General features: G+C 63.7%; 24 protein-coding genes. 13 read left to right on the top strand and 11 right to left on the bottom strand.

The genetic code is table 11. From position 1 onward, the window contains the following. Positions 1-9 precede the first annotated feature (9 nt). Positions 10-1,425: an acetyl-CoA carboxylase biotin carboxylase subunit gene (locus ACPRTJ_RS10530; protein WP_043861526.1), complete on the bottom strand. Its 1,416-nt coding sequence runs from the start codon at positions 1,423-1,425 to the stop codon at positions 10-12. 205 nt (positions 1,426-1,630) lie between these two features. On the opposite strand from ACPRTJ_RS10530, the gene ACPRTJ_RS10525 reads away from it, so the two are divergent. Next, positions 1,631-2,578 carry a LysR family transcriptional regulator gene (locus ACPRTJ_RS10525; RefSeq protein ID WP_426428789.1) on the top strand — a complete coding sequence of 316 codons (948 nt, stop codon included), beginning with the start codon at positions 1,631-1,633 and terminating at the stop codon, positions 2,576-2,578. Here ACPRTJ_RS10525 and ACPRTJ_RS10520 read toward each other — a convergent pair. Continuing rightward, positions 2,520-2,738 (bottom strand): PA3496 family putative envelope integrity protein, encoded by a 219-nt coding sequence (locus ACPRTJ_RS10520; RefSeq protein ID WP_078481432.1) that lies wholly within the window; start codon positions 2,736-2,738, stop codon positions 2,520-2,522. The genes ACPRTJ_RS10525 and ACPRTJ_RS10520 overlap by 59 nt on opposite strands. A gap of 162 nt (positions 2,739-2,900) precedes the next feature. Beyond that, positions 2,901-3,767: a transcriptional regulator HexR gene (gene hexR / locus ACPRTJ_RS10515; RefSeq protein WP_043861524.1), complete on the bottom strand. Its 867-nt coding sequence runs from the start codon at positions 3,765-3,767 to the stop codon at positions 2,901-2,903. A 104-nt stretch (positions 3,768-3,871) separates the two neighbouring features. Here hexR and zwf point away from each other — a divergent pair, with 104 nt between their 5' ends. Then, complete coding sequence (zwf, locus tag ACPRTJ_RS10510) at positions 3,872-5,314, top strand: glucose-6-phosphate dehydrogenase (protein WP_426429102.1); 1,443 nt, start codon at positions 3,872-3,874, stop codon at positions 5,312-5,314. Positions 5,315-5,398: 84 nt separating this feature from the next. Beyond that, a complete protein-coding gene (locus ACPRTJ_RS10505; RefSeq protein ID WP_426428787.1) occupies positions 5,399-5,716 on the top strand; it encodes a hypothetical protein in 318 nt (105 codons plus the stop codon). 61 nt (positions 5,717-5,777) lie between these two features. On the opposite strand, the gene ACPRTJ_RS10500 is transcribed toward ACPRTJ_RS10505, so the two are convergent. Further along, positions 5,778-8,648 (bottom strand): EAL domain-containing protein, encoded by a 2,871-nt coding sequence (locus tag ACPRTJ_RS10500; RefSeq protein ID WP_054916452.1) that lies wholly within the window; start codon positions 8,646-8,648, stop codon positions 5,778-5,780. 235 nt (positions 8,649-8,883) lie between these two features. On the opposite strand from ACPRTJ_RS10500, the gene uvrD reads away from it, so the two are divergent. The 4 genes from uvrD to ACPRTJ_RS10480 all read left to right on the top strand — a co-directional run bounded on the left by uvrD (position 8,884) and on the right by ACPRTJ_RS10480 (position 13,600). Further along, the gene (gene uvrD, locus ACPRTJ_RS10495) at positions 8,884-11,067 is read left to right on the top strand and encodes a DNA helicase II (protein ID WP_054916451.1); all 2,184 of its coding nucleotides are present in this window, start codon (positions 8,884-8,886) and stop codon (positions 11,065-11,067) included. A gap of 192 nt (positions 11,068-11,259) precedes the next feature. Beyond that, positions 11,260-12,111: a Tim44 domain-containing protein gene (locus tag ACPRTJ_RS10490; protein WP_043861520.1), complete on the top strand. Its 852-nt coding sequence runs from the start codon at positions 11,260-11,262 to the stop codon at positions 12,109-12,111. Positions 12,112-12,222: 111 nt separating this feature from the next. Next, positions 12,223-12,630 (top strand): SMI1/KNR4 family protein, encoded by a 408-nt coding sequence (locus ACPRTJ_RS10485; RefSeq protein WP_014720555.1) that lies wholly within the window; start codon positions 12,223-12,225, stop codon positions 12,628-12,630. Positions 12,631-12,787: 157 nt separating this feature from the next. Next, positions 12,788-13,600 (top strand): hypothetical protein, encoded by an 813-nt coding sequence (locus tag ACPRTJ_RS10480; RefSeq protein ID WP_058541958.1) that lies wholly within the window; start codon positions 12,788-12,790, stop codon positions 13,598-13,600. Here the strand turns inward: ACPRTJ_RS10480 and ACPRTJ_RS10475 are convergent. After that, complete coding sequence (locus tag ACPRTJ_RS10475; RefSeq protein ID WP_054916449.1) at positions 13,597-15,357, bottom strand: cation:proton antiporter; 1,761 nt, start codon at positions 15,355-15,357, stop codon at positions 13,597-13,599. The two genes, ACPRTJ_RS10480 and ACPRTJ_RS10475, sit on opposite strands and share 4 nt — an antisense overlap. Before the next feature lie 323 nt (positions 15,358-15,680). Between ACPRTJ_RS10475 and ACPRTJ_RS10470 the strand changes: the two genes are divergently transcribed. Continuing rightward, positions 15,681-16,166: an acyl-CoA thioesterase gene (locus ACPRTJ_RS10470; protein ID WP_043861517.1), complete on the top strand. Its 486-nt coding sequence runs from the start codon at positions 15,681-15,683 to the stop codon at positions 16,164-16,166. On the opposite strand, the gene pdxY is transcribed toward ACPRTJ_RS10470, so the two are convergent. Further along, complete coding sequence (gene pdxY / locus ACPRTJ_RS10465; RefSeq protein ID WP_100634868.1) at positions 16,163-17,035, bottom strand: pyridoxal kinase PdxY; 873 nt, start codon at positions 17,033-17,035, stop codon at positions 16,163-16,165. The genes ACPRTJ_RS10470 and pdxY overlap by 4 nt on opposite strands. A 117-nt stretch (positions 17,036-17,152) precedes the next feature. Between pdxY and ACPRTJ_RS10460 the strand changes: the two genes are divergently transcribed. Continuing rightward, positions 17,153-17,545 carry a DUF3301 domain-containing protein gene (locus ACPRTJ_RS10460; RefSeq protein ID WP_043861515.1) on the top strand — a complete coding sequence of 131 codons (393 nt, stop codon included), beginning with the start codon at positions 17,153-17,155 and terminating at the stop codon, positions 17,543-17,545. Positions 17,546-17,599: 54 nt separating this feature from the next. Here ACPRTJ_RS10460 and ACPRTJ_RS10455 read toward each other — a convergent pair whose 3' ends face one another. From ACPRTJ_RS10455 to zigA, 3 genes are read right to left on the bottom strand one after another with little or no spacing between them, the layout of a single operon-like run. Beyond that, on the bottom strand, positions 17,600-18,562 hold the full coding sequence (locus ACPRTJ_RS10455) for a CobW family GTP-binding protein (protein ID WP_100634894.1): 963 nt from the start codon (positions 18,560-18,562) through the stop codon (positions 17,600-17,602). A 42-nt stretch (positions 18,563-18,604) separates the two neighbouring features. Continuing rightward, on the bottom strand, positions 18,605-19,204 hold the full coding sequence (locus tag ACPRTJ_RS10450) for a DUF1826 domain-containing protein (RefSeq protein WP_104571764.1): 600 nt from the start codon (positions 19,202-19,204) through the stop codon (positions 18,605-18,607). After that, positions 19,204-20,412, bottom strand: coding sequence for a zinc metallochaperone GTPase ZigA (zigA, locus tag ACPRTJ_RS10445; RefSeq protein WP_088513960.1), 1,209 nt, complete (start codon positions 20,410-20,412; stop codon positions 19,204-19,206). The genes ACPRTJ_RS10450 and zigA overlap by 1 nt, the downstream gene beginning before the upstream one ends. Positions 20,413-20,565: 153 nt before the next feature. On the opposite strand from zigA, the gene ACPRTJ_RS10440 reads away from it, so the two are divergent. Then, on the top strand, positions 20,566-20,883 hold the full coding sequence (locus ACPRTJ_RS10440; protein WP_290445893.1) for a glutamine synthetase: 318 nt from the start codon (positions 20,566-20,568) through the stop codon (positions 20,881-20,883). 75 nt (positions 20,884-20,958) lie between these two features. Then, positions 20,959-21,858, top strand: a complete 900-nt coding sequence (gene folE2, locus ACPRTJ_RS10435; protein ID WP_116052431.1) for a GTP cyclohydrolase FolE2 — start codon at positions 20,959-20,961, stop codon at positions 21,856-21,858. On the opposite strand, the gene ACPRTJ_RS10430 is transcribed toward folE2, so the two are convergent. Then, positions 21,859-22,386, bottom strand: coding sequence for a DUF3617 domain-containing protein (locus tag ACPRTJ_RS10430; protein ID WP_043861510.1), 528 nt, complete (start codon positions 22,384-22,386; stop codon positions 21,859-21,861). 128 nt (positions 22,387-22,514) lie between these two features. Between ACPRTJ_RS10430 and cls the strand changes: the two genes are divergently transcribed. Continuing rightward, positions 22,515-23,954, top strand: a complete 1,440-nt coding sequence (cls, locus tag ACPRTJ_RS10425; protein ID WP_054916444.1) for a cardiolipin synthase — start codon at positions 22,515-22,517, stop codon at positions 23,952-23,954. Positions 23,955-23,963: 9 nt separating this feature from the next. On the opposite strand, the gene cfaB is transcribed toward cls, so the two are convergent. Beyond that, the gene (cfaB, locus tag ACPRTJ_RS10420; RefSeq protein ID WP_054916443.1) at positions 23,964-25,148 is read right to left on the bottom strand and encodes a C17 cyclopropane fatty acid synthase CfaB; all 1,185 of its coding nucleotides are present in this window, start codon (positions 25,146-25,148) and stop codon (positions 23,964-23,966) included. 188 nt (positions 25,149-25,336) lie between these two features. On the opposite strand from cfaB, the gene lpdA reads away from it, so the two are divergent. After that, a complete protein-coding gene (gene lpdA, locus ACPRTJ_RS10415) occupies positions 25,337-26,737 on the top strand; it encodes a dihydrolipoyl dehydrogenase (RefSeq protein ID WP_054916442.1) in 1,401 nt (466 codons plus the stop codon). The last annotated feature ends 65 nt before the right edge of the window (positions 26,738-26,802 follow it).

Genomic DNA, 26,802 nt, shown 5'->3' with positions numbered 1-26,802 from the left:
TAGGGTTCCTCACAGGCCTGCGTGGGCGGCGATGGCGGCGGCGATGGCCAGGGCCAGCTCTTCGGGTTTGCGCTTGATCGAGTAGTTGGTCAGTTCGGGGTGGCTTTCAACGAAGCTGGTGTTGAACTGGCCGCTACGGAATTCCGGGTTGCGCAGGATTTCCTGGTAGTACGCGGCGGTGGTCTTGACCCCCTGCAGGCGCATGTCGTCCAGGGCCCGCAGGCCGCGGTCCATGGCTTCTTCCCAGGTCAGCGCCCAGACCACCAGCTTCAGGCACATCGAGTCGTAAAACGGCGGGATGGTGTAGCCGGTGTAGATCGCCGTGTCGGTGCGTACGCCCGGGCCGCCGGGGGCGTAGTAGCGGGTGATCTTGCCGAAGCTGGGCAGAAAGTTGTTTTTCGGGTCTTCTGCATTGATCCGGAACTGCAGCGCGAAGCCGCGGTGCTGGATGTCTTCCTGCTTGACCGACAGCGGCAGGCCCGAGGCGATGCGGATCTGTTCGCGAACGATGTCGATACCGGTGATTTCCTCGGTGATGGTGTGCTCCACCTGCACCCGGGTGTTCATTTCCATGAAGTACACCTCGCCATCGGCGAGCAGGAACTCCACGGTACCGGCATTCTCGTAGCCCACGGCCTTGGCCGCGCGCACCGACAGGTCGCCGATGTAGGCGCGCTGTTCGGGGGTCAGCTGCGGGCTGGGGGCGATCTCGATGAGCTTCTGGTTGCGGCGCTGGATCGAGCAGTCGCGCTCGAACAGGTGCACCACGTTGCCGAAGCTGTCACCCAGGATCTGCGCCTCGATGTGCTTGGGGTTGACGATGCATTTTTCCAGGAACACCTCGGCCGAACCGAATGCCTTGGTGGCTTCGGAAATCACCCGCGGAAAGGCCTGCTCGAGTTCTTCGCGGCTGTTGCAGCGACGAATGCCGCGCCCGCCGCCGCCGGAAGTGGCCTTGAGCATAACCGGGTAACCGATGCGGTCGCCCTCTTCCAGGGCTTCGTGGATGTCGGCCACGTTGCCTTCGGTGCCCGGGGTGACCGGTACGCCGGCCTTGATCATGCTGCGCCGCGCCTCGGTCTTGTCGCCCATGCGGCGAATGACTTCGGCGGCCGGGCCGATGAACTTGATCCCGCGTTCGGCGCAGATGTCCGCCAGCTCCGCGTTCTCCGACAGAAAACCATAGCCCGGGTGCAACGCATCGCAGCCGGTTTCCACTGCCAGGTTCACCAGCTTGCGCGGGTTGAGATAACCGGCCAGGGGTTCGGCACCGATGCTATGGGCCTCGTCCGCACGCTTTACGTGCAGGGCGTGACGGTCGGCGTCGGAATAGATCGCCACCGAGCGAATGCCCATCTCGGCGCAGGCACGCACGATGCGTACTGCGATTTCACCCCGGTTGGCGATCAGGATTTTTTTTATCACTGGAGTCTTCCCAAAGCCGTTGGTAACAAACGAACCGGCAGTACCGGTCGGCGCGTGACCAGACGTCGCTGGCCAGTCGTATAATCACCCTAGCGCCGAACGTGAATAAACAAAAATCAATATTTGTTAGGGGCAGCATTAGCAATTGCTTATAGTGCCGTAACAGGGTTTTGCCGAGGCGACGGGAAATATGCGTAAGTCATTGATGCGTATGACATTGCGTCAATTGCAGATCTTCAATGAAGTGTGTGATTTGCGTTCCTACAGCCGGGCCGCCGAGGAGATGTCGCTGACGCAACCCGCCGTTAGTCTACAGATCCGCCAGCTCGAAGAACTGATAGGCCAGCCGCTGTTCGAGTACGTCGGCAAGAAGCTCTACCTCACCGAGGCCGCCGAGGCGCTGCAGCGCGCCAGCCGGGACATCTTCGGACGCCTGGAGAGCCTCGACATGCAGCTGTCGGACATGCAGGGCTCGCTGCAGGGCCAGCTCAAGCTGGCGGTGGAATCGAGCGCCAAGTACTTCGTGCCGCACCTGTTCGCCGCCTTCAAGCGCCTGCACCCGGAGGTCAACCTGACCCTCACCGTGGTCAACCGCGCCCAGGCCATCCGGCGCCTGTCGGACAACCGCGACGACCTGATCATCATGTCGATGGTGCCGCAGGACATGGGCCTGGAGTTTTTGCCCTTCCTGAACAACCCGATCGTGGCCGTGGCCCCGCCCGATCACCCGCTGTGCACGCTCGACAGCCTGCGCCTGCAGGACCTGGAGCCGCATACGCTGCTGGTGCGCGAACAGGGTTCGGGCACGCGCAAGGCGTGCGAGGAGTACTTCAAGGAAAAGCGCGTGCACTTCACCCAGACCCTGGAAGTGGCATCGGCCGACGCCCAGCGCGAATGCGTGATCGCAGGCCTTGGCATCGCCCTTTTGACCCGCCATGCACTGAACATGGAACTGGCCACCGGGGTGCTGCGCGAGCTGCCGGTAGAGGAGCTGCCGCTGTATCGCAGCTGGTGCGTGGTGCAGGCCAAGGCCAAGCGGCAGTCGCCGGTGGCCCTGGCCTTTGTTGCGTTCATCCGCAGCGAACGTGCGCAGATCAGCGCGCTTGTTGAGCGTTTCTCGGGGACGTTGCCGCTGACACCTGCCATACGCTGACAGCGTGCAGTTCGGGGTAGTCGGCGATGTCCTGCAGCAATTGGCGCTGCTCGGAATAGCTTTCGATCGCGCGGCGAAACTCCATGCGGCGCTGATCCTTTTCCTGCTGCTTGCGGGACTTGGCGGTAGGTTGGTGCGAGCCATCGAATTCACGAGCCATTGCGTGTCTCCCTGGTCGATTGCGGGGAGTTTCAGCGTGCCCGGGCGGGGTTACGGTTTGGCGGCGGGAGGGTTACAAAAGCATGAACAATCAGGCGTGGCATGCGGTGCTGCCCTTCGCCGGCAAGCCAGCGAAGGCGTCAGTGCGGGCGGTGCAAGACGATCAGTCGTCCATCGCCTTGATCGACTTGGGCGACAGGCGCAGGCTGCGCAAGCTGCGTTTGACGCTCTTGAGGTGGTTGACCAGGCTCGGCCCGCGCGCCATGGCAACGCCCATGGCCAGCACGTCGATCACCACCAGGTGGGCGATACGCGAGGTCAGCGGGGTGTAGATTTCGGTGTCTTCATGCACGTCGATGGCCAGGTTGACCGTGGACAATTCGGCCAGCGGGGTCTGGCTCGGGCACAGGGTGATCAGCGTCGCGCCGCTTTCACGCACCAGGTTGGCAGTGATCAGCAGGTCCTTGGAACGCCCTGACTGGGAAATGCAGATCGCTACATCACCCGGCTTGAGGGTGACCGCCGACATCGCCTGCATGTGCGGGTCGGAATACGCCGCTGCCGTCAGCAACAGGCGGAAGAACTTGTGCTGGGCATCGGCAGCCACCGCACCCGATGCACCAAACCCGTAGAATTCCACGCGCTGCGCCTGGGCCATGGCCGTCACGGCGCGCTGCAATGCCTGGGCATCGAGGTGCTCGCGCACTTCCATCAGGGTGTGCAGGGTGGTGTCGAAGATCTTCAGGCTGTAGTCGGCTACCGAATCGTCTTCATGAATCGCGAACTGACCGAAGCTCGCACCCGCCGCCAGGCTTTGCGCCAGCTTGAGCTTGAGGTCCTGGAAACCGGTGCAACCGATCGCCCGGCAGAAACGCACAATGGTCGGCTCGCTGATCCCGACGCTGTGCGCCAGATCAGCCATGGAGCTATGCATGACAGCCGCTGGATCGAGCAATACGTGATCGGCAACCTTCAGTTCCGATTTGCGTAGCAGATGGCGCGACTGGGCGATGTGTTGCAACAGATTCAAGGGCAGGACTCGGTTATGATCGGCTGACCGGGTTGTAGCTTTCTTGTAGTTATACTACATGACCGGCGACCCGCCCAGCTAAACGATCTTGGAGAGTGGTGGCATTGACTATCCCGTGCGACATTCTGGTGTTCGGCGGCACCGGCGATCTGGCCCTGAACAAACTGCTTCCAGCGCTCTACCACCTGTTTCGCGAAGGCCGTCTGCACAACGCCGTGCGGATCATCGCCCTGGCCCGCCGGCCCTTGCCACGGATTGAATTTCTCAAGCTGGTGGAACGCCGCTGCCGCGCCCAGATCGTGCCCCAGGACTTCAGCGACGAGGTGTGGCACCGCTTTTCCACGCGCCTGGACTACTTCTCCATGGACGCCATGCAGAGCGCCGATTTCGGCCGCCTCGCCCGCTTTCTGGGCGAGCCCGGCGGGCTGACGCGGGTCTACTACCTGGCCACCGCACCCAACCTGTTCGTGCCCATCGCCACCCACCTGCAGGTGGCCGGGCTGGTCGACAGCGAAGCGCGTATCGTGCTGGAAAAACCCATCGGCCACTCACTGGAGTCCGCCACCACGATCAACAGCGCCATCGGCGCGGTATTCGCCGAATCCCAGGTGTTTCGCATCGACCACTACCTGGGCAAGGAGACGGTGCAGAACCTCATGGCATTGCGCTTCGCCAACGCGCTCCTGGAACCGGTGTGGCGCACCAACCAGGTGGACCACGTGCAGATCAGCGTGTGCGAAACCCTCGGCGTGGAAAACCGCGGCGGCTACTACGACCGTGCCGGCGCCACCCGCGACATGCTGCAGAACCACCTGCTGCAACTGCTCTGCCTGGTAGCCATGGAACCACCAGCGCAGTTCGAGGCCGAGGCGGTGCGCGATGAAAAGGTCAAGATCCTCAAGGCCCTCAAACCCATCACCGGGCAGGACGTGCAGGACAAGACCGTGCGCGGCCAGTACAGCGCCGGCAAGATCGGCGGGCAGGAGGTTCCGGCCTACTACTTCGAGAAGGACGTGGACAACGACAGCGACACCGAAACCTTCGTCGCCGTCGAAGCCCACATCAACAACTGGCGCTGGGCCGGCGTGCCCTTCTACCTGCGTACCGGCAAGCGCATGGCCAAGCGCTCTTCGCAGATCGTCATCCAGTTCAAGCCGGTGCCCCATCGCCTGTTCGACGGCGACCAGGCCAACCAGTTGCTGATCCAGCTGCAGCCCGATGAGCGCATCAGCCTGCAGATGATGACCAAGGCACCGGGCAAGGGCATGCGCCTGGAGCCGGTGGAACTGAACCTGAACCTGGCCCAGGTGTTCGCCCAGGCACGACGCTGGGACGCCTACGAACGCCTGCTGCTGGATGTTCTGGACGGCGACTCGACCCTGTTCATGCGCCGCGACGAAGTGGAGGCCGCATGGGCCTGGATCGACCCGATCCTGACTGGCTGGCAGGAGCACTTCCAGGCCCCGCGCCCTTACCCGGCCGGCTCCAATGGCCCGGACCAGGCCCACAGCCTGCTGGCTCACCAGGGACGCGCCTGGCACGGTTGAAAGCTTTCCGGCTGCCGGGTGCAGCCGCGCTGTTCGATAGTGGGCACGCAACATCCCACCCACCATCGAATGGAGTACAAAGGAATGTCCCTGAAAACAAAAGGCTGGATCGCGCAGAACGACAAGATGCCGGGCAACGCCAGGTTTCGAGTGTATGGCACCGTGGAAGTCGCCACCTCGGCCATCGTGCCGGTGCTGGTGAAACGCGCCATCCAGGACAAATCGCACGCCCTGGCGCTGGAACTGAAGCTGGAGAATGTGGACGCCCTGGCTGCCCAGGTGATCACCGGACGTGCGGTCTGTTTCGAAATGGACGGCGACCACAGCAACATCCCGAAAGTGGATATTTTCCACGACGGCAAACTGCTGGTGAGCCTGGAGGAGATCCTGGTCACACACTGACCGGCAGGCTGCGACTTGTTACAACGCCAGGGCCCCGTTGATCGGGGCCCTGGCCGTGGGGCTACCAGCGCCGATCCTCACGCAGCAAGGCGGCCAGGCTGTCGGCCTCCACCGGCCGGCTGATCAGGTAGCCCTGCACCTCATCGCAGCCCTGCTCGCGCAGAAACGCCAACTGCTCCTGGGTTTCCACCCCTTCGGCCACCACCTGCAGGCCCAGGCTGTGGGCCATGACAATGATCGCACGGGTGATTGCGGCGTCCTCGCTGCCTTCGTGCAGGCCACGGATGAAGGTCTGGTCGATCTTCACGTAATTCACCGGAAAACGCTTGAGGTAGCTGAGCGACGAATAGCCGGTGCCGAAATCGTCGATGGCCAGCTTGACCCCCAGTTCATGCAACTGATGAAAGGTCGCGATGATGTGCTCCACACTGTCGAGCAACTGGCTTTCGGTCAGCTCCAGCTCCAGCAGGTGCGGTGCCAGGCCGCTGTCTTCCAGCACCTGACGCACCAGGCTGACCAGCTTGCCCTGGCGCAACTGATACACCGACAGGTTCACCGACACGCGAATCGGCGCCAGCCCCTGCCGTTGCCATTCACAGGCCTGCCAGCACGCCTGGCGCAACACGAACTCGCCCATCGGCGCGATCAGCCCGGTCTCTTCGGCCAGGCCGATGAAGTCGCCCGGTGGCACCATGCCCACCTGCGGGTGATGCCAGCGCACCAGGGCCTCGGCAGCCTGCAGGCGGCCGCTGGTCAGGCACAGTTTGGGCTGGTAATAGACCTCCAGCTGGCGTTCTTCGATGGCCTTGCGCAGCTGGTTCTCCAGTTGCAGGCGCTCCAGGGTGCTGGCCTGCAGGCTCTCGGTGTAGAACTGGAACCCGTCGCCGCCGAGGTGCTTGGCGTGCTGCATGGCCATGTTGGCCTGGCTCACCAGGGTGCTGACATCCAGGCTGGCATCGGGCAGCAGACTGACCCCCACTGAAGCGCTGATCACCAGCTCGTGCCCGTCGACACGCAGCGGCACGCGCAGCTTGTCCAGCAGGCGCGTCGCCACCCGCACCAGGCTGGACAGGTGTGAATAGCCGTCGAACAGCACCACGAACTCGTCACCGGACAGACGCGCCACGGTATCGGCCTCGGGCACTGCGTTGCCGATGCGCTGGGCCATGGTCTTGAGCAGCCGGTCGGCCAGCTCATGGCCCAGGCTGTCGTTGAGCAGCTTGAAGCGGTCCAGGTCGATGTGCAGCAGCGCCAGGCTGCGACCGCTGCCACGCAGGCGCTGGCCGGCTTCATGCAGACGCAGGCGGAACAGCGCGCGGTTGGCCAGGCCGGTCAGTTCGTCGTAGTGCGCCAGGTACCGCAGGCGCTCTTCTGACTCGCGGCGTGCCGACAGGTCGGTGAAGAAACCCACGATGGTGCCGACCTGGCCACGCGCATCCGTCACGCCGGTCAGTTGCAGCCACTGCGGGTAGAGTTCCCCGCTCTTGCGCGCCTCAACCAGCTCGCCTTCCCAGCGCCCCTGCTGCGCCAGGGCCTGGTCGATGGCACCGTAGTGCCGGCGCGCGTCGCGGCTGCATGGAAGCTCCAGCGCATTGCGCCCCAGTAGTTCTTCGCGCACGTAGCCGGTCATGTGGCAGAACGCCTGGTTGGCGGCCAGTACGGCATAGTCCGGCCCCATGATCGCGATGCCTTCGCTGGCCGCCTCGAATACGGTTGCGGCCAGGCGTTGCTGTTCCTGCTGGGCCTTGCGCGCGCTCACGTCGCGCCGGGTGCCGAGCATGCGCACCACCCGCCCGGCGGCATCGCGCTCCACCGCGCGGCCGCGGTCCTCGATCCAGCACCAGTGGCCCTGGGCGTGGCGGAAGCGGTACTCGATACGGTAATCGTCGGTGCGCCCCTTGAGGTGGTCGACCAGGGCGCGCTTGAGCGCCGGCACGTCATCCGGGTGCAGGCGCGGCTTGAGGTGCGCCTGCACCGCCCGCACCTGCTCCGGGTTCAGGCCGAACAGCTCGTGCAATTGGGTGTGATGCACCTCGTCGGTTTCCAGATTCCAGTCCCACAGACCCAGCTCACTGGCTTCCAGCGCCAGGGCCAGGCGCTGCTCGCTCTTGCTCAGGGCCTGGTTGGCGCGGTCCAGCTCCTGGCTGCGCTGCGCCACCCTCGATTCCAGCCCGGCCTGGGCCTGACGCAGTTGCTCCTCGATCAGCCGACGCTGCTCGACCTCGGTCGCCAGGGCCTTGTTGAGCCGCTCGCTGCGCGCCTGCGCGGCCTGCAGGTGCTCGATCAGCGCCTGGTTCTGAAAGCGGCGCAACAGGCCCCCCTCGATCAGCCGATTGACCTGCCAGGCCACCACCATCAACGCGCCGAGCAGGATCAGCCCCAGCCAGCCCCAGCCCTGCTGCTGCTCGTCACCGCGCCAGAACAGGAACGCGATCGGCGGCAGCAGGCACGGTAAGGTGAAACTCAGGAACGCCGGCAGGCTGACCGCGTAGGCCACACTTGCCGACAGGGTCGCGGCCCCCAGCAAGCCAAAGACCCAGGCCTGTTGCACGAAGTTATCCACAGGCACCAGGGCAATCGCCGCGCTGGCCAGGGTCAGGCCGCTGAAGGCCGAACCGAGCAGGAACATGCGCCACCAGGTCGGTTGCACCTGTCGATCGGGCATCGCCGCGTCGAAGGCCGCCACCTGAATGACCCGCAGCGCTACCAGCGCCATCAACCAGACGATCCACACACTGACCAGCAGGTAGCGCTGCGGGCTCCACAGCAGCCAGGCACACACCAGGCCGTTGAGCAGCATGAACAGGGTGGGCAGCAACGAGCCCTGGTACAACAGACGGGTACGCTCGACGGCCAGTTGCGTGGCGAACTGTTTGCGAATACCGCGGCGCGCTTCCAGCGGCACGCTGACGGAGGCAGATGCGAAGGTCATAGGCAATGTTCTTGTAATGGTGAGCCTCGAACGAGCACGGAGCATACACAAGCAGGCGCCTGGGCCAAACTGCTCTGGGTCATAAATTGTGCGTGGCAATTATGGAACCTGGTTTCAGTGCCGAGCCCTCAAGCACGCGGGCCAAGGGGCGCGACCGATGAGCGGGCGGCGCCTTGGTCGATCTTTTTCCACCATGGGTTTGCCCCCGGCTCGCTTGCGCCCCTAAAATGGCGGGATGCGCGATGACCTCTCCCTCCTGTTGAACTCCCTCAACGACGCCCAACGCCAGGCCGTAGCGGCCCCGCTTGGTCGCCAGTTGGTTCTGGCCGGTGCCGGCTCCGGTAAGACCCGAGTGCTGGTGCACCGTATCGCCTGGTTGATCCAGGTCGAGCAGGCCTCACCCCATTCGGTGCTGTCGGTGACCTTCACCAACAAGGCCGCCGCCGAGATGCGCCAGCGCATCGAGCAGTTGATGGGCATCAACCCGGCCGGCATGTGGGTGGGTACCTTCCACGGCCTGGCGCACCGCCTGTTGCGTGCCCACTGGCAGGAAGCGGGGCTGAACCAGAACTTCCAGATCCTCGACAGCGATGACCAGCAACGCCTGGTCAAGCGGGTGATCCGCGAGCTGGGCCTGGACGAACAGCGCTGGCCGGTACGCCAGGCGCAGTGGTTCATCAACGGGCAGAAGGACGAAGGGCTGCGCCCGCAGCACATCCAGGCCAGCGGCGACCTGTTCCTGGGCACCATGCGCAGCATCTACGAGGCCTACGAGGCAGCCTGCCAGCGCGCCGGCGTGATCGACTTCTCCGAACTGCTGCTGCGCGCGCTGGACCTGTGGCGCGACAACCCGGGCCTGCTGCAGCACTACCAGCGGCGCTTCCGCCACCTGCTGGTGGACGAGTTCCAGGACACCAACGCCGTGCAGTACGCCTGGTTGCGCCTGCTGGCCCAGGGCGGTGACAGCCTGATGGTGGTGGGCGACGACGACCAGTCCATCTATGGCTGGCGCGGCGCCAAGATCGAGAACATCCACCAGTACAGTGCCGACTTCCCCGACACCCAGATGATCCGCCTGGAGCAGAACTACCGCTCCACCGCCGGCATCCTCAAGGCGGCCAACGCCCTGATCGCCAACAACAGTGATCGCCTGGGCAAGGAGCTGTGGACCGACGGCGGCGACGGCGAACCGCTGAGCCTGTACGCCGCCTTCAACGAACACGACGAAGCGCGCTATGTGGTCGAGACCATCGAGAGCGCGCTCAAGACCGGCATGGCGCGCAGCGACATCGCCATCTTGTACCGCTCCAACGCCCAGTCGCGGGTGCTCGAGGAAGCCCTGCTGCGCGAGCGCATCCCGTACCGCATCTATGGTGGTCAGCGCTTCTTCGAACGCGCCGAGATCAAGAACGCCATGGCCTACCTGCGCCTGCTTGAAGGGCGTGGCAATGACGCGGCGCTGGAGCGGGTGATCAACGTACCGCCGCGCGGCATCGGCGAGAAGACCGTGGAGGCGATTCGCGAACACGCCCGTCACGCCCAGGTATCGATGTGGGAGTCGATGAGCCTGCTGATCGCCAACAAGGGCCTCAAGGGCCGTGCCGCCAGCGCCCTGGCCGCGTTCATCGAGCTGATCGAGAACCTCTCGGCCAAGGTCATGGACATGCCGTTGCACCTGATGACCCAGACCGTGATCGAGCAGTCCGGGCTGATCATCTATCACCAGGAAGAAAAGGGTGAAAAGGGCCAGGCACGGGTAGAAAACCTTGAAGAACTGGTCAGCGCCGCGCGCAACTTCGAAAGCGCCGAGGAAGACGCCGAGCTGTCGCCGCTGGCTGCGTTCCTGGGCCACGCCTCCCTCGAGGCCGGCGATGCCCAGGCCGAGGAACACGAAGACAGCATCCAGCTGATGACCCTGCACAGCGCCAAGGGCCTGGAGTTCCCCCACGTGTTCCTGGTGGGCATGGAAGAGGGCCTGTTCCCGCACAAGATGAGCCTGGAAGAGCCCGGCCGCCTGGAAGAGGAACGCCGTCTGGCCTATGTGGGCATTACCCGCGCCATGCAGCAGCTGGTGATGACCTACGCCGAGACCCGGCGCCTGTACGGCAGCGAAACCTATAACAAGGTGTCGCGATTCGTGCGTGAGATCCCTGCGGGGCTGGTGCAGGAAGTGCGCTTGTCCAACAGCGTCAGCCGGCCGTTCGGCTCGGGTCAGAAACAGAATTCGAGCAGCCTGTTCGGTGCGGCGAACATCCCCGAAACCGCCTTCAACCTCGGCCAGCGCGTGCAGCACGCGGTGTTTGGCGAGGGCGTGATCCTCAATTTCGAGGGCGCCGGTGCCCAGGCGCGGGTGCAGGTGAACTTCGCCGAAGGCAGCAAGTGGCTGATGCTTGGCTACGCCAAGCTGGAGCCGCTGTAACACCCTCCGCCGGCAAGGCCGTCCCCTGTGGGAGCCGGCCTTGCCGGCGAAGAGGTCGGCCAGTTCCTACACGCACTTGATAAACATCCCACAGCGCCAAGCAAAAGATAGAAACATTATGGCGCTAGTCATGTGTCCTACAACCTGTGCACCATGGCGCGCGTGCACTCCACAAAACGGGAATACCCTTCTATGCAACGTTTTCTTAGCATCGCCTTGGCGCTGTGCATCGGCCTTACGCTGAGCCTCGACGCCAACGCCAAGCGCTTCGGCGGCGGCAAGAGCTCGGGCGCCGCGCCGACCCACCAGACGCGCCAGGCCGCTCCGGCCACGCCGGCCGCCACGCCAAATGCGGCAGGCCGTCCACCGGCAGCCGCAAGCGGTGCTTCGCGCTGGCTCGGCCCTCTGGCCGGCCTCGCCGCCGGGGGCCTGCTGGCCTCCATGTTCATGGGCGACGGCTTCCAGGGCATGCAGATCTTCGACATCCTGATCATGGCGGTCATCGCCTTCCTGATCTTCCGTTTCATTGCCGCCCGTCGCCGCAAGCAACAGCCGCAGATGGCCGCTGCCGGTCACGCGCCGTTCCAGCGTGAAGTTCACGAGCAACCGGCTCAGCCGTCGATCTTCGGTGGTTCCGCTGCACCTGCCGCGGCCCGCCCGGTAATCAACGCACCAGCCTGGTTCAATGAAGAGAGCTTTCTGGCCGCTGCACGCAACCACTTCCAGACCCTGCAGCAGCACTGGGACGCCAACGAGATCGACAAGATCGCCGAGTTCGTTACCCCGCAGATGCTGCAGTTCCTGAAAAAGGAACGTGCCGAGCTGGGTGAAGGCTTCCAGTCCACCTACATCGACGACCTGAACGTGCAACTGGAAGGCGTGGATGACCGTGCCGACCGCACCATCGCCACCCTGACCTTCAGCGGTGTGTCGAAAACCTCGCGTTTCGACCAGGGCGAAGTGTTCAGCGAAAGCTGGAACATGGAACGTGCCCAGGGCGAAAACCAGCCTTGGCTGGTCGCAGGGATCCGCCAGAACGGCTGATCTTGAGGCATTGCACAAAAAACCCCGGGCTTGCCCGGGGTTTTGCTTTTAGCGTAGCGTCCTACTAGGGTATAACGCGCAGCGTGTCGTCAAGGTAAGAGGATTGAACCCGTGGAAGAAATCATCGAGCAACTGCGTGAAGCCAACGAACCGGTACCCGTACCGCTTGAGTTGCCCGACGAAGACCTGCTGGTCGAGATTGAAGAACAGCTGTTCATCGATATCCCGTTCGTCTTCAGGGAGTTCCTGTTGACCGTCAGCGATGTGGTGTACGGCAGCCTGGAGCCGGTGACCGTTACTGACCCGCAATCGCATACCTACCTGCCTGACGTGGCGGCCAATGCCTGGGATGCCGGCGTGGACCGTTCGCTGATTCCGATCTGCCAGGATGGTGACGATTACTACTGCGTCGAGGAAGACGGCACCGTGGTGCTGTGGTCGGCCGAAGAAGAGCTGGTGACCGAAGAAACCTGGGAATCGGTATGGCACTGGGCGCGCGACGTGTGGCTGGAAAGCTGATCCGTCAGTTTGTCGGACAAAAATGATGGCTCTGAGCTATCAATCTTCGTAGAATCGCCGCGCCTTCCTGTGCGCGGCGGTGTTGCTACCGCTCCATCCCCTCGGACATACGACCCGCGCGCACAGGAATGCACCTTCACATTCCGGGGCCCTGTCGATGTACTCCAGACTGTTCACACTGCTCGCCCTGCTGCTGGCGAGCGGCTGCCAGGCGCCGCTGACACAGTTGCAGACCCTCAGCCAGGCCCATGGCCATCGTGTCGAGATCCAGCCTACCCAGCCCTTCCCGCTGGCGCTGAGCGTTCCGCTCAAGGCGCCAGGCGCCCTGCGCCTGCGTGTCTATCTGGAAGGTGACGGACGCGCCTGGGCCACCTCCAGCCAACCCAGCCTGGACCCCAGCCCGCGCAACCTGTTGCTGGCGCGACTGGCCCTGGAAGACCCACAGCCCAGCCTGTACCTGGCGCGCCCTTGCCAGTTCGTCAGTGCGCCTGGCTGCCGCGCAGCGATGTGGACCGACCAGCGCTTTGGCAAGGCAGTGCTCGATAGCCTGGACCAAGCCCTGAGCGGCATCAAGCAACGCTATGGCAACCAGGAGTTCGAGCTGATCGGCTATTCCGGCGGGGGTGCGCTGGCCTTGCTGCTGGCCGCCCGGCGAAGTGACGTTACCCAGGTACAGACCCTGGCCGGCAACCTCAGCCCGCGGTACTGGGCACAGACCCTGCAACTGACGCCACTGGCGGGCTCACTGGAGCCGCTGGACTATCGCCAGCGCCTGCGCGACCTGCCGCAGCGCCACCTTCTCGGCCTGCAGGACCGCAGCGTGCCGGCCTCGCTGTTCGAGCACTACCGCGTGGAACTAGGCAGTGCCCGCTGCATGCAGCAGGTTGCGCTGCCCGGTGTGAGCCACGCCGAAGGTTGGACACAGGCCTGGGCCCAATGGCGGGACCAGCCGCTGCGCTGCAAACCCTAGGGGTGATGTTCCTTCTGATTGTCGAGGGTTTCGAGCAGTGCGATCTGCATGCGCGTGTGCACCCGGATGAACCAGCGCCACAGCAACGCCACCACGCCGGCCGCCACCACCGCGATCAGCAACAGCAGCTCGCTGGTGGGCAGGATGCTCGCCGACAGCGCCGACAGCAGCAGGAAGATCACCAGCAGCGACAGCAGCGGGATCACCTCGGCGATCACCCGGCGCACGCGCTGGGTATGGCGCCCGGCCATTTCCGGCTTGACCCCCATTTCGGCCAGCAGCATCGACAGCGCCTTGAGCTTGCGATACGCGGCAATCAGGAACGGCAATGACAGCAGCAACGCCGCGCCCCAGATCAGCGCTTTCTGCTGGGCCAGGTCGGGCAACCATTCGCTCAGGTACTCGCCGATGCGTGCCGCGAAGTAACCACCACTGAAGAAGATCGCCACCACCAGCGCCAGGTTGACCCCCACCTGCAGCAGGATGCGCCGGATCATCGCCGCCACCATCGCGCCCTCGCCCTGCGGCTGGATGCTGCGCAGCCATTCGCCGTACAGCGACAGCACCCGCGACAAGCGCTTGGGCACCACACTGGCAAGCTTGAGCGACAGCGGGTCGGCGGCGCGAATCAGGTAGGGCGTGAGCAAGGTGGTAATGGCCGACACCGCCACCGCCACCGGGTAAAGGAAGTCGCTGGTGACCTGCAGGGTCATGCCCAGCGCAGCGATGATGAAGGAGAATTCGCCGATCTGCGAAAGCCCCATGCCCACCCGCAACGAGGTGCGACCGTCGTTGCCGGCGATGAAAGCGCCCATGCCGCACGAGAGCATCTTGCCCAGGACCACCGCTACAGTGATGACCACGATCGGCCAGATGTACTCGATGAGCACGCTCAGGTCGATCATCAGGCCGATGGCGACGAAGAAGATGGCACTGAACAGGTCGCGAACCGGCTCGATCAACTGCTCGATCTTCAGCAACTGGCGCGATTCGGCCATGATCGCCCCGATCAGGAACGCGCCCAGTACCATGCTGTACTCGAGCTTGACCACCAGCAGGCAGAAGCCGAAGCACAGGCCCAGCACGGTAATCAGCAGCATCTCGTTGCTTTCGAACCTGGCCACGTAGGCCAGTACCCGCGGTACCAGCAGTATGCCGATGACCAGCGCCACGATCATGAACAGCGACAGCTTGCCGACGGTGGAGAACACCTCGCCGGAACTGACCGCGCCGCTGACCGCAATGCCCGACAGCAGGGCAATGATGCCGATACCGAGGATGTCCTCGACGATCAGCACGCCGAAGATCAGTTGGGCGAAGCGCTCGTTCTTCATCTTCAGGTCGTTGAGCGCCTTGACGATGATGGTGGTGGAAGAAATTGCCAGGATTGCGCCCAGGAACAGCGAGTCCATGGTGTTCCAGCCGAACCAGCGGCCGATCTCGAAGCCGATCCAGATCATCAGCACGATTTCGAGGAAGGCCGCAATGAACGCCGTGGCCCCCACCTTGAACAGCTTGCGCAGGCTGAACTCCAGCCCCAGGCAGAACATCAGGAAGATCACCCCGAGTTCGGCCAGCGTCTTGATCGTGTCTTCGTCGTGGATAAGGCCGAATGGCGGGGTGTGCGGGCCGATGATGAAGCCGGCGACGATATAGCCGAGTACCACCGGCTGCTTGAAACGGTGAAACAGGATGGTGACCACACCGGCAACCAGCATGATCACCGCCAGATCCTGAATAAAGCTGATGGCATGCACGGCGTGGAGCTCCTTACTTCGAACCGAAGAACAAGCCCGCCGCTCGATGACATGCCTGTCGTGGAGCGGCGGGGGAATTAGTCTGTCAAATGACGCCAGGCACCACATTGCATGGGCTTGGTCAGGTTAACACCGGCGCCTGCGACGAAAAGGCGGTGTAATATCAAGAAACAGATAGACCGGTAACACGCCAAAGATGGCACGAACGGCGTGACGGCAACGGCGCTGTCAGCGTCCCGTTTTCATGGGATTCGAAATTGGGGAAAAGAAGCGTGACGACCACTCGCCACCCCGCCTCAGCGCAACCTTACCGTGAGCACACTATGGAACCTGGAAACGCCCAGCTGTCGATGACCGTCCTGATGACCCCGGACATGGCCAACTTTTCTGGCAACGTACACGGCGGCACCCTGCTCAAGTACCTCGATGAAGTCGCCTATGCCTGCGCCAGCCGCTACGCCGGCCGTTATGTGGTGACGTTGTCGGTGGATCAGGTGGTCTTTCGCGAGCCGGTACACGTGGGCGAACTGGTGACCTTCCTGGCGTCGGTGAACTACACCGGCAACACCTCGATGGAGGTCGGGATCAAGGTCGTCACCGAAAATATCCGCGAGCGCTCGGTGCGCCACAGCAACAGCTGCTTCTTCACCATGGTCGCGGTGGACGACGATCGCAAGCCGGTCGCCGTGCCGCCACGCCAGCCAGAGACCAGCGAGGAAAAGCGCCGCTTCGTGCAAGGCAAGCAGCGCCGCCTGATTCGCCAGGAACTCGAAAAGCGCTACCAGGAACTCAAGGGCGACGCCTTCTAGAGCGCCAGGCGCCGTGCCTCGAAGCGCACCCGCGGGTGCATGATGCGGTCCTGGGCACGCACCAGCTCCAGCTCGTAGCTGGTGCAAGCCTGGGTTTCCAGCAGCACCTCGTGCACGGCCGCGGCAGTGAATTCGAAAGCCGCCACCCAGCTGTCACCCAGCAGCACCCGCGCCAGGAACAGGCCGGAGGTCAGGTCGCCGACCCCCACCGGCTGCCGCGCAAAGGCCAGCAGCGGTCGCTGCAGGTGCCAACTGCCTTCGGCAGTCACCAGCAGCATCTCGAAGTCTTCAGCCTTGCGTCCCGGGTATGCCAGGTGCTTGACCAGCACAGCCTTGGGCCCGCGGGCGAGCAGGCTGCGCGCCATGGCCACGCAGTCCTCCAGCGACTCGGCCCGACGCCCGCAGAAGCTGTCGAGCTCCAACTGATTGGGGCACAGCACATCCGCCACCGCAACCGCTTCCTCGAGCAGGAAGTCACTGACCTCGGCGGGTACGATGCAGCCTTTTTCCGGATGCCCCATGACGGGGTCGCACAGGTACAGGGCGTTCGGGTTGACCGCCTTGATCCGCGCCACCCCAGTAAGAATCGCACGGCCCTGGGCGGCGCTGCCGAGGTAGCCGGAAAGCACCGCATCACAGTTGCCCAGCTCGCCGATCGTCGCAATCCCGTCCACCAGCGCCGGAATTTGCTCTGGCGCAAGCACTTCGCCGGTCCACTGGCCATACTGAGTATGGTTGGAGAACTGAACGGTGTTCAGCGGCCAGACATTGACCCCCACCCGTTGCATCGGAAACACCGCGGCGCTGTTGCCGGCGTGGCCGAATACCACGTGTGACTGGATGGCGAGCAGATGCGGTGTACGTTTCATGCAGGGCTTCCAAACGATCGAATGAAAAACAAGGCGCGCAGTATGGCGCCAAATGCCACCTGTACGACAGACCGGGGTGGCAGTTAAGCTGAGCCTATCTGGTTGGAGCGAACGTAGATGTTAACCCTCGAAAACCTTCTGGTGCTGATGCTGCTGGCCACCGCAGGCGCCTGGCTGTGGCATAACCACGGCCTGCGCGAAAAGGCACTGGAACGGGTCAAGCAGCATTGCGCCAAGCTCGATCTGGAACTGCTGGATGGCAACGTGGCGCTCAAGCGCATCGGTTTTGTGCGCGATGCCAACGGGCGCAAGCGCCTGGCCCGTGTGTACAACTTCGAATTCACGGTGACGGGCGAACATCGTCACCCCGGTACGGTGACGCAGTTTGGCGCGCATACGATGCAGATCGAACTGGCACCCTACCCGTTCGAGATCAAGCCGCCGGTGCAGGGCGGCAACGTGATCGAGATGAACCAGTGGCGCCAGGAGCACAATCGCTGGCGCCAGTGACGTTCCCTTCGTCTACCGGGGCCAGCCTTGCCTGCAAAGAGGCCGGCCCTGTCTTCAGGGAATCCGGCATTCCTGCATCCCCTGCTCCAAGGCCGCCACTGCCTGCGGCTGTGCAAATATCAGCTCGATACGCGAGTCGCGCCGCCACTCGCTGGCCTGCCAGTGCAGCGCCTGCCCCTCCAGCGCATTGGCCGACTGCCAACCCTCCGGGCTGTGGATAACCAGCTTCGCCCTGCGCCACCCAAGGCCTGCAAGCCATTGCTGCAAACGCTGCGGGTGCAACTGCTGGCTCGGGTGCCAGCGCCAACCAATGCTCCAGCCCTGCTCCAGCTGTTGATAAAGACAGATCGGCGTCAGCGGGTTTATCCACAGCGCCGCCGGCAACGGCCTGGCCTCCGGCAACTTGAAGTTATCCACCGGCAACGGATGCACACCAACGCCCGGCAGGCTGTTCAGCGCAATCTGCCCATGGTCCGTCCAAAGCTGGGGTACATCAGGCAAGCCCTGGCTTATCCACAGGCGCGTGGCGGCCGCCAAGCCTTCAGATTTGTTGAGCACCAGCAGCCCCGCACCGTGCAGTGCCTGCGCCTGCGGCTGGGGTAATACCTGGCCTGCCGCCAATGCCTGAGCGTCCAGTACCAGCACCGACGGCTGAACCGCCAGCACGCCTTGCCAGGGTGCTTCGCTCAGCTGGGCCAGCAACTGGGCAGGATGACCCAGCCCCGAAGGCTCGATGAACAGTCGATGAGGGCGCGCCTTGCGCAACAAGCGCCCCAGGCCCACCTGGAACGGTGCACCATTCACGCAGCACAGGCATCCGCCCGCCACTTCGCCCATCGCCACGCCATCATCGTCGGTGGCGAGCAAGGCGGCATCCAGGCCGATCTGGCCGAACTCGTTGATCAGCACCGCCCACCGCTCGTGGGCCGGGCGCTGGGCCAGCAGGTGCCGGATCAGGCTGGTCTTGCCGGCGCCCAGGGGGCCGCCGATCAGGTGGGTGGGTATGTTCTGCAGCATGCGCATCGATTCGTCAGGAAGGATACGCACTATGCTGCGCGCTCAGGCCATCCAGTCAAGCGTCAGCATAAGGCGGCGCTGCCCTGCAGGTACCGCCGGCGAACGGTGCACCAGCCCATGCCCCTCATTACCCAGCCACCTCTCGCCCTTGAGCACGGCCACATCACCGGTCGACAACTGCTCCACCTGCACCGCATCGGGCGCCGTCAGCCATTCACTGCCGGGGCCCGCATAGGTACAGATCAGCCGCGCCGGCACGTGGTCGACGTGAAAACGCGGGCACATTGCGCCCTCCAGTGCGCGCAGGCGCAGCCCCACCCGACGCGCGTCGAGCAGGCAGGCGTAGGCGCCCACCAGCCAGCGCACATCGCAGATGAACCCCTCATACCCCTGCAGATCGGCATACGCTGCCGCCAACCCGCGCAGGGCGGGTGCGTCGTCATCTGGCTGCAACTCCAGGGTCAGGGACTCGGCCAGCGGCTGCCCAAGGGACAACAGCACCTGGGCAAAATCGGCCACATGCACCGGCAACTGGCGCTGCCACACGGCCAAATTGACGCCATCCTGCAGCACCTCGGTCAGCACCTGGGGCGATTCGCCGACTGTTTGCCGGGCGCTGCCACGGCGTTTCAGGGCCAGCATCAGGCCGCCTCTTCGTCGTGCCAGTCGCCAAACGGGTCGGGCAGGCGTTGCCAGCCCTCGGCGCCCAATGCCATTTCTTCATCGCTCAGCAGGCAGGCGCCCAGCTCGGCATCCAGTTGCGCAAAGTCGATGTGCTGCCCGATGAACACCAGCTCCTGTCGGCAATCGCCGCATTCGGCCGTCCAGTGCTTGAGGATCGCCGCCGCGTCCTGCGGGTCCTGGGGCCATTGCCCGCGTGGTACGAAACGCCACCAGCGACCGGCAAAGCCGTGGCGCATCATGCCGCCGGCCTGGGACCAGCTGCCGGCTTCCTGGTGCTTGCTGGCCAGCCAGAAAAAGCCCTTGGAACGCAACAGGCGGCCGTTGCTCCAGGGCCTGTGGATAAAGTCGAAAAAACGCTGTGGGTGCAAGGGGCGGCGGGCCTGCCAGGTGGTGGCGGCAATGCCGTACTCCTGGGTTTCCGGCACATGCGTACCGCGCAGTTCCTGCAGCCAGCCCGGCGCCTGGGCAGCACGCTCGAAGTCGAACAGGCCGGTATCGAGAATCTGCGCCAATGGCACCTGCCCCATCACCATCGGCACGATCTGGGCATGGGCATTGAGCGAGCGCAGAATGGCGCAGAGTTCTTCGCGCTCATCGCTGCCGATCAGGTCGATCTTGCTCAACAGGATCACATCGGCGAACTCGACCTGCTCGATCAGCAGGTCGCTGATGGAACGTTCATCGCCCTCGCCCAGGGTCTCGCCGCGCGAAGCCAGGCTGTCGGCGGCCTGGTAGTCACCCAGGAAATTCAGCCCGTCTACCACCGTGACCATGGTGTCCAGCCGCGCCTGGTCGGCCAGGCTGCGGCCTTGTTCATCACGGAAGGTAAAGGTTTCGGCTACCGGTAGCGGCTCGGATATGCCGGTGGACTCGATCAACAGGTAATCGAAACGCCCCTCGCGGGCAAGCCGCGCGACCTCTTCGAGCAGATCTTCGCGCAGGGTGCAGCAGATGCAGCCATTGCTCATCTCGACCAGTTTTTCTTCTGCACGATTGAGGCTGACGTTGCGCTGCACTTCGCTGGCGTCGATATTGATTTCACTCATGTCGTTGACGATCACCGCCACCCGCAGGTTGTCGCGGTTACGCAGCACATGGTTGAGCAGGGTGCTCTTGCCGGCACCTAGAAAGCCGGACAGCACGGTAACGGGGAGACGGTCGGTCATGGCGCAAATACCTCATCAGGGCGTCGGAGCATTCGAAGGATGCCTTTTTCAATGTTATATTATAACAATGCAATTTAGCCAATCGGAGATTGGATGAAAACCTTCGTACTGCTTTCGCTCCTGCTAATTCCTGTCGCGACGGTTCACGCCGCGATGCCGCGCAGTGAGCCTGCCCAATGCACGCGCAGCGCCAACCTGCTGGCCTGCCAAGATCGCGACGGCAATGTGTACAGCGTGCACAGCCAGGGCAACACCCAGTACGTGCGCGGCGTTGAGGTGTTGGGGCAGCGACGCTGGGTGCAAACCAACAGCCTCTATGGGCCGCTGACCTTCTACACGGGCCTGGCCAGCGACGGCGAAGCCTGGGTCGGCTATAGCCGCCGGGTGGGTTGGACCACGCAGAACCGGGTGTCCAGCTCCAGCGGCCAACGCTTCAGCCTGCGTTGCAATCGCCTTGGGGGCTGCGAGTGAGGACTCGGAAAAAGCTATGATGAATGAATCGTTATAATGTAACGTACCGGTTTTTAATTCAGCGATGGTTTCAGCATGAACGCCCTGACCCTTCCCGATATCGCCGCTCAGGCCAGCCAGCAATCCATGCCTCTGGAATGGGTTGGCATGTGCGGCATCGCACTGCCGATCACACTCGACGGCGTTCAGGTACGCGCCAGCGCCGATGCCGGCGTCAGCCTGGATGATGGAGCCTCGCGGGGGATTCACATGTCGCGCCTGTACCTCGCGCTGGAGGCATTCGAGCACGCGGCGTTTTCAGTAGGGTTGGTGCGCCAGGTCCTGGAACGGTTTATCGACAGCCATCAGGGCCTCTCTACCACCGCTTACCTGCGTCTTGGCTTTGAATTGCTGCTCAAGCGGCCTGCGCTGGTCAGCCCGCTGGCAGGCTGGAAGGCTTATCCGGTGAGTGTGGACGCGCGTTTGGAAAACGGAGTGTTCCACGTGGAACTAAACGCACAAGTCGAGTATTCCTCGACCTGCCCATGCTCCGCCGCGCTCGCCCGCCAGTTGATTCAGCAGCAGTTCGTCGATGATTTCGCCAACCGCAGTAACCTCGATCATGCTGCCATCCTGCATTGGCTCGGCACCGCCCAAGGCATCGTGGCAACACCACACAGCCAACGCAGCACGGCCCATCTGCACCTGCGCCTGGCCCCAGGCGAGGAGCAAATGCCCTTTCGACAGCTGATCGACCTGGCCGAGGCAGCTCTCGGCACTGCTGTGCAGACAGCCGTGAAACGAGCCGACGAACAGGCGTTTGCGCTGGCCAACGGGCAGAACCTGATGTTCTGCGAAGACGCCGCGAGGCGCCTGCATCTGGCCCTGCAACCGCTGCCGTGGATCGACGGCTTCAAGCTGCGTGTGGAACATGCCGAAAGCCTGCATGCCCACGACGCTGTCGCGCAAAGCCAATGGCAGTGGCACCTGCGCTGATCAGGTGCGCGGCTTGACCGTGCCGCAATCGTTGCCCAGCCACACCGCACGGGTGTTCATGCTGCCCTTTTGCTCAACACCGGACGCATTGAACGTGCCGCTGACCTTGGTCAGAAATTCCCGATCGCTGAGAAACTGCGCTTCACCGTTGCCTTGAGCCTTGGGGCAACTGAAGGTGAACTTCCACACATTGCCGTTGCGCTCGGTGATCTTCTGCGTGCACCCCGACTGCGGGTCCTGCAGCGGAATGTCGTTGGTCTGAACCTGCTCCTGGGTCAGGCACGAACGCACCCCTTTGCCCCCGACGCTGATGCCTTGCTTGGCCAGGCCACCCTCGATCATTGCGCGCTGCTCGGGCGGCAGGTTCTTCAACTGGCCGAGCATGAATTCCATGTCGGGCAGTGGCTTGCCATCGACCTGCATGTTGCTGCTGGTCAACTCCCACAGGCCCGGTTGCAACATCTGCGCATGCACCAACGGGCTCGCCAGGCCCAGTACCAGTGCCAGCATCGGCAGACGACTTTTCATGTAGTGACTCCTTCAGAATCCGGCCCCAAGCCGGAACACAGCTTAGACGCGTTTTCGTGCTTTCAGTTGCAAGTGCAGGCGCGAACGTGCTCTGTTAGCGGGCAGTGCCCTCGGATAGCAGAATGTGTATGGATTACCACAGCCCTTACTTCTTCGGTTACCTCATCGGTTTGATTCACCTGCTGGGCGTGATTGCCGCCCTGCATGCCGTGTTCACCGTGCGCACTGCCCAAGGTGCAATTGCCTGGGCCATGTCGCTGCTGTTTATCCCCTACTTCACGCTGATTCCGTACCTGGTATTCGGCAGTCGCACCTTCGACGCCTACATCCAGGCCCGCCGCCAGGCCAACCGCGAAATGCACGTGGCCATGGCCGACCTCAACTGGCGCCCCTGGGTGGAAGAGGCGCTGACCGCGCGCAACTCCGAATCCTATGCGGCGCTGCGGGCCATGCCCAAGCTTGGGCGCATGCCGTGCCTGGCCAACAACCAGGTCAGCCTGCTGATCGACGGACAGGCCACCTTCGACGCGATCTTCAAGGCGATAGAAGCGGCCCACGACACGGTACTGATCCAGTTCTTCATCATCCACGACGACGGCATCGGCCGTGAGCTCAAGGCGCTGCTGCTGAGAAAGGCCGCTGAAGGGGTGAAGATCTACGTGCTGTTCGACAGCGTTGGCAGTCACGCCCTGCCCTCCGCCTATATACAGAGCTTGCGCGAAGGCGGCGTGAACATCCGCGCCTTCGCCACCCGCCGCGGTTGGTTCAACCGCTTCCAGGTCAACTTCCGCAACCATCGCAAGATCGTGGTGGTCGACGGCATGCTGGGGTTCATGGGGGGCCATAACGTGGGCGACGAATACCTGGGCGGCAACCCCAGGCTATCGCCCTGGCGCGACACCCATGTGCAGGTCAGCGGCCCGGTGCTGGCCTGCCTGCAGGAATCCTTTGCCGAAGACTGGTACTGGGCGGCGCGCCAGTTGCCGCCACTGATCCTGCCCGACACCTACCCCGACAACGGCGTACTTTGCCAGGTACTGGCCAGCGGGCCGGCCGATCCGCAGGAGACCTGTTCGCTGTTTTTTGTCGACGCCATCCACGCGGCGCGCGAGCGGCTCTGGATCACCAGCCCGTACTTCATTCCCGACGAGGCCGTGTCGGCCGCGCTGCGCCTGGCGGTGTTGCGGGGCGTCGACGTGCGTATCCTGATTCCCTCGCGCCCTGACCACCGTATCGTGTACGCCGCCTCCAGCCTGTTCGCCTTCGAGGCGGTGCAGGCCGGGGTGCGCATGTTCCGCTACGGGCCGGGGTTTCTGCACCAGAAGGTGGTGCTGGTCGACAACGAAGTCAGCGCCATCGGCAGTGCCAACCTGGACAACCGCTCGTTCCGCCTGAACTTCGAAATCATGCTGCTGACCGTAGACCTTGCCTTTGCCGCGCAGGTCGAAGCCATGCTCCAGCACGACTTCGACCAAGCGCGGGAAATCACCCCCGAGGACAGCCAGCAGACGCGCCGCCTGCAACAACTGGGGATGCGCATCGCCCGACTGATCTCGCCGATCCTCTGAGCGCGACTGTCAGCGGTACAGGTCCTCGCGGGTCAGCGGCAGGTCGTGGCCACCATCGGCGAACGGCTTGACTGCCAGAATCTGGTGCAGGTTGATCCAGCCCTTGGCAAAGGCATAGGAGCAACCGGCCAGGTACAGCCTCCAGATGCGCAGGGCCTTTTCCGGCACCAGGCTCGCGGCCTTGTCCAGCTGGCTTTCCAGGCGATCGCTCCACTGCGCCAGCGTCCGTGCGTAATGCAGGCGCAGGCTCTCGACGTCGACCACTTCCAGCCCCGCTTCGCTGATACGCGCACTGATCATCGACAGGTGCGGCAGCTCGCCATGGGGGAACACATAGCGCTCGATGAAATTGCCCGCGCCGCGCCCCACCGGGCGCCCGTCCACATGCTTGGCGGTGATGCCGTGGTTCATCACCAGGCCGCCTTCGCGCACCGCGCCGAACAAGCGCTGGCAGTACAACGCCAGGTTGGCATGCCCCACGTGTTCGAACATGCCGACACTCACCACCTTGTCGAAGCGACCGTCCTGGGGCAGGTCGCGGTAGTCGAGAATCTGCAGTTCCACCTGATCTTCAAGCCCTTCTGCCTTGACCCGTTCACGCCCCAACTTGAGCTGCTCCTTGCTCAGGGTGATGCCGAACACCTTGGCGCCGAACTCACGTGCGGCATAACGTGACAACCCACCCCAGCCACAGCCCACGTCCAGCAGGTAGTCGCCCTGCTTGAGCCGCAGCTTGCGGCACAGGTGCTCGAACTTGTTCTGCTGGGCCTGCTCAAGGGTGTCGCCGGGGGTCTTGAAGTAGGCGCAGGAATACGCCATGTCGCGGTCCAGCCACAGCTGGTAGAAATCGTTGGACAGGTCGTAGTGGTAGGAAATGGCCGCCGCGTCGGTGGCCTTGTCATGCTCGCTGCGCACCGGCTGGTCTTCTTCCTCGTCCGTGAGCAACGCCTGACTGAGCTCGTCGCACACGCGGATGACTTCGCCGATGGTGCCCTCCAGTTCCAGCTTGCCCTCGACGAACGCCGCGCCCAGCTCATCCAGGCTGGGGTGGGTCAACTGGCCGATCAGCTGGGGATCCTTGACCACGATGGTGACCTGCGGCTGGGGGCCGAGATCGAATTCGTGACCATCCCAAAGCTTGAGTCGCAAGGGCAACCGCAGGCTTTGCAGAACAGGTGGAAGTTGCGCAAGCATGAAATGAGCCTCCCGTAATCTTCGGACGTCTGCACAAAAGGGTAGCCCATCCTCAAGAACAGGGAGGCATGCCGGACTATCGTCGTAGACCGGCCGATGCAAAAAGGTAGTGGCATAAATTGTATACAACCTCCAGATCGGCCCCTAACCTTGGCGGCATTGTCGATTCTTCATCCGGGAGTACAACAATGAAAACCTATGATGTCGTGATCATCGGCGGCGGCCCTGGCGGCTACAACGCTGCCATTCGCGCAGGCCAGCTGGGCCTGAGCGTGGCCTGTGTCGAAGGTCGCCCGACCCTCGGTGGCACCTGCCTGAACGTTGGCTGCATGCCGTCCAAGGCCCTGCTGCATGCCTCCGAACTCTACGAAGCGGCTGCCGGCAGCGAGTTCGCCAACCTCGGTATCGAGGTCAAGCCAAGCCTGAACCTGGCGCAGATGATGAAACAGAAGGACGAGAGCGTCGCGGGCCTGACCAAGGGCATCGAGTTCCTGTTTCGCAAGAACAAGGTCGACTGGATCAAGGGCTGGGGCCAGCTCGATGGCGTGGGCAAGGTCAAGGTCACCGATGACCAGGGCGCCGTGACCGAACTGCAGGCCAAGGACATCGTCATCGCCACCGGGTCCGAGCCGACTCCGCTGCCCGGCGTGACCATCGACAACCAGCGCATCATCGACTCCACCGGCGCCCTCGCCCTGCCCCAGGTGCCCAAACACCTGGTGGTGATCGGCGCGGGCGTGATCGGGCTGGAGCTGGGCTCGGTGTGGCGCCGCCTCGGTAGCCAGGTCACCGTGGTGGAATACCTCGACCGCATCTGCCCCGGCACCGACGAAGAAACCGCCAAGACCCTGCAGCGCGCATTGGCCAAGCAAGGTATGAGCTTCAAGCTGGGCAGCAAGGTGACCCAGGCCACGCCGTCGGCCGACGGTGTCAGCCTGACCCTCGAACCGGCCGCCGGCGGCACCTCCGAAACCCTGCAGGCCGACTACGTGCTGGTCGCCATCGGCCGTCGCCCCTACACCCAGGGCCTGGGCCTGCAAACGGTAGGCCTGCAGACCGACAAGCGCGGCATGCTCGAGAACCAGGGCCATCGCACCAGCGTGCCGGGCGTGTGGGTGATCGGCGACGTCACCAGCGGCCCGATGCTCGCCCACAAGGCCGAAGACGAAGCCATCGCCTGCATCGAGCGCATCCACGGCAAGGCCCACGAAGTGAACTACGGGCTGATCCCGGGGGTGATCTACACCCGCCCCGAACTGGCCAGCGTGGGCAAGACCGAAGAGCAGCTCAAGGCCGAAGGTCGCGCCTACAAGGTCGGCAAGTTCCCGTTCATGGCCAACAGCCGGGCCAAGATCAACCACGAGACCGAAGGCTTCGCCAAGGTGCTGGCCGATGCCGAAACCGACGAGGTACTCGGCGTGCACCTGGTTGGCCCGTGCGTCAGCGAGATGATCGGTGAGTACTGCGTGGCCATGGAGTTCTCGGCCTCGGCCGAAGACATCGCCCTCACCTGCCACCCGCACCCGACTCGCTCCGAGGCCTTGCGCCAGGCGGCGATGAACGTCGAAGGCATGGCCATGCAGATCTGACCCCGGTCAGCCTGCACGCTTGATCCGTGCGCCTGAACCGACGGCGACCATCACCGCAGGTTCAG

The organism is Pseudomonas palmensis, from assembly GCF_049942755.1.
In the GTDB taxonomy this organism is placed as follows: Bacteria; Pseudomonadota; Gammaproteobacteria; order Pseudomonadales; family Pseudomonadaceae; genus Aquipseudomonas; species Aquipseudomonas palmensis.
Note: the sequence above shows the minus strand (reverse complement) of the source record. Positions and strands in the feature narration are given on the sequence as shown.

Coding starts and splice junctions, on each gene's coding strand:
- ACPRTJ_RS10490 (WP_043861520.1), top strand. CDS start 11,260: ATGCAACGTTTTCTTAGCATCGCCTTGGCGCTGTGCATCGGCCTTACG.
- ACPRTJ_RS10480 (WP_058541958.1), top strand. CDS start 12,788: ATGTACTCCAGACTGTTCACACTGCTCGCCCTGCTGCTGGCGAGCGGC.
- ACPRTJ_RS10430 (WP_043861510.1), bottom strand. CDS start 22,386: ATGAAAAGTCGTCTGCCGATGCTGGCACTGGTACTGGGCCTGGCGAGC.
- ACPRTJ_RS10520 (WP_078481432.1), bottom strand. CDS start 2,738: ATGGCTCGTGAATTCGATGGCTCGCACCAACCTACCGCCAAGTCCCGC.
- ACPRTJ_RS10470 (WP_043861517.1), top strand. CDS start 15,681: ATGGAACCTGGAAACGCCCAGCTGTCGATGACCGTCCTGATGACCCCG.
- ACPRTJ_RS10455 (WP_100634894.1), bottom strand. CDS start 18,562: ATGCTGCAGAACATACCCACCCACCTGATCGGCGGCCCCCTGGGCGCC.
- ACPRTJ_RS10525 (WP_426428789.1), top strand. CDS start 1,631: ATGCGTATGACATTGCGTCAATTGCAGATCTTCAATGAAGTGTGTGAT.
- ACPRTJ_RS10450 (WP_104571764.1), bottom strand. CDS start 19,204: ATGCTGGCCCTGAAACGCCGTGGCAGCGCCCGGCAAACAGTCGGCGAA.
- uvrD (WP_054916451.1), top strand. CDS start 8,884: ATGCGCGATGACCTCTCCCTCCTGTTGAACTCCCTCAACGACGCCCAA.
- ACPRTJ_RS10440 (WP_290445893.1), top strand. CDS start 20,566: ATGCCGCGCAGTGAGCCTGCCCAATGCACGCGCAGCGCCAACCTGCTG.
- cls (WP_054916444.1), top strand. CDS start 22,515: ATGGATTACCACAGCCCTTACTTCTTCGGTTACCTCATCGGTTTGATT.
- ACPRTJ_RS10505 (WP_426428787.1), top strand. CDS start 5,399: ATGTCCCTGAAAACAAAAGGCTGGATCGCGCAGAACGACAAGATGCCG.
- cfaB (WP_054916443.1), bottom strand. CDS start 25,148: ATGCTTGCGCAACTTCCACCTGTTCTGCAAAGCCTGCGGTTGCCCTTG.
- pdxY (WP_100634868.1), bottom strand. CDS start 17,035: ATGAAACGTACACCGCATCTGCTCGCCATCCAGTCACACGTGGTATTC.
- folE2 (WP_116052431.1), top strand. CDS start 20,959: ATGAACGCCCTGACCCTTCCCGATATCGCCGCTCAGGCCAGCCAGCAA.
- ACPRTJ_RS10460 (WP_043861515.1), top strand. CDS start 17,153: ATGTTAACCCTCGAAAACCTTCTGGTGCTGATGCTGCTGGCCACCGCA.
- lpdA (WP_054916442.1), top strand. CDS start 25,337: ATGAAAACCTATGATGTCGTGATCATCGGCGGCGGCCCTGGCGGCTAC.
- zigA (WP_088513960.1), bottom strand. CDS start 20,412: ATGACCGACCGTCTCCCCGTTACCGTGCTGTCCGGCTTTCTAGGTGCC.
- ACPRTJ_RS10500 (WP_054916452.1), bottom strand. CDS start 8,648: ATGACCTTCGCATCTGCCTCCGTCAGCGTGCCGCTGGAAGCGCGCCGC.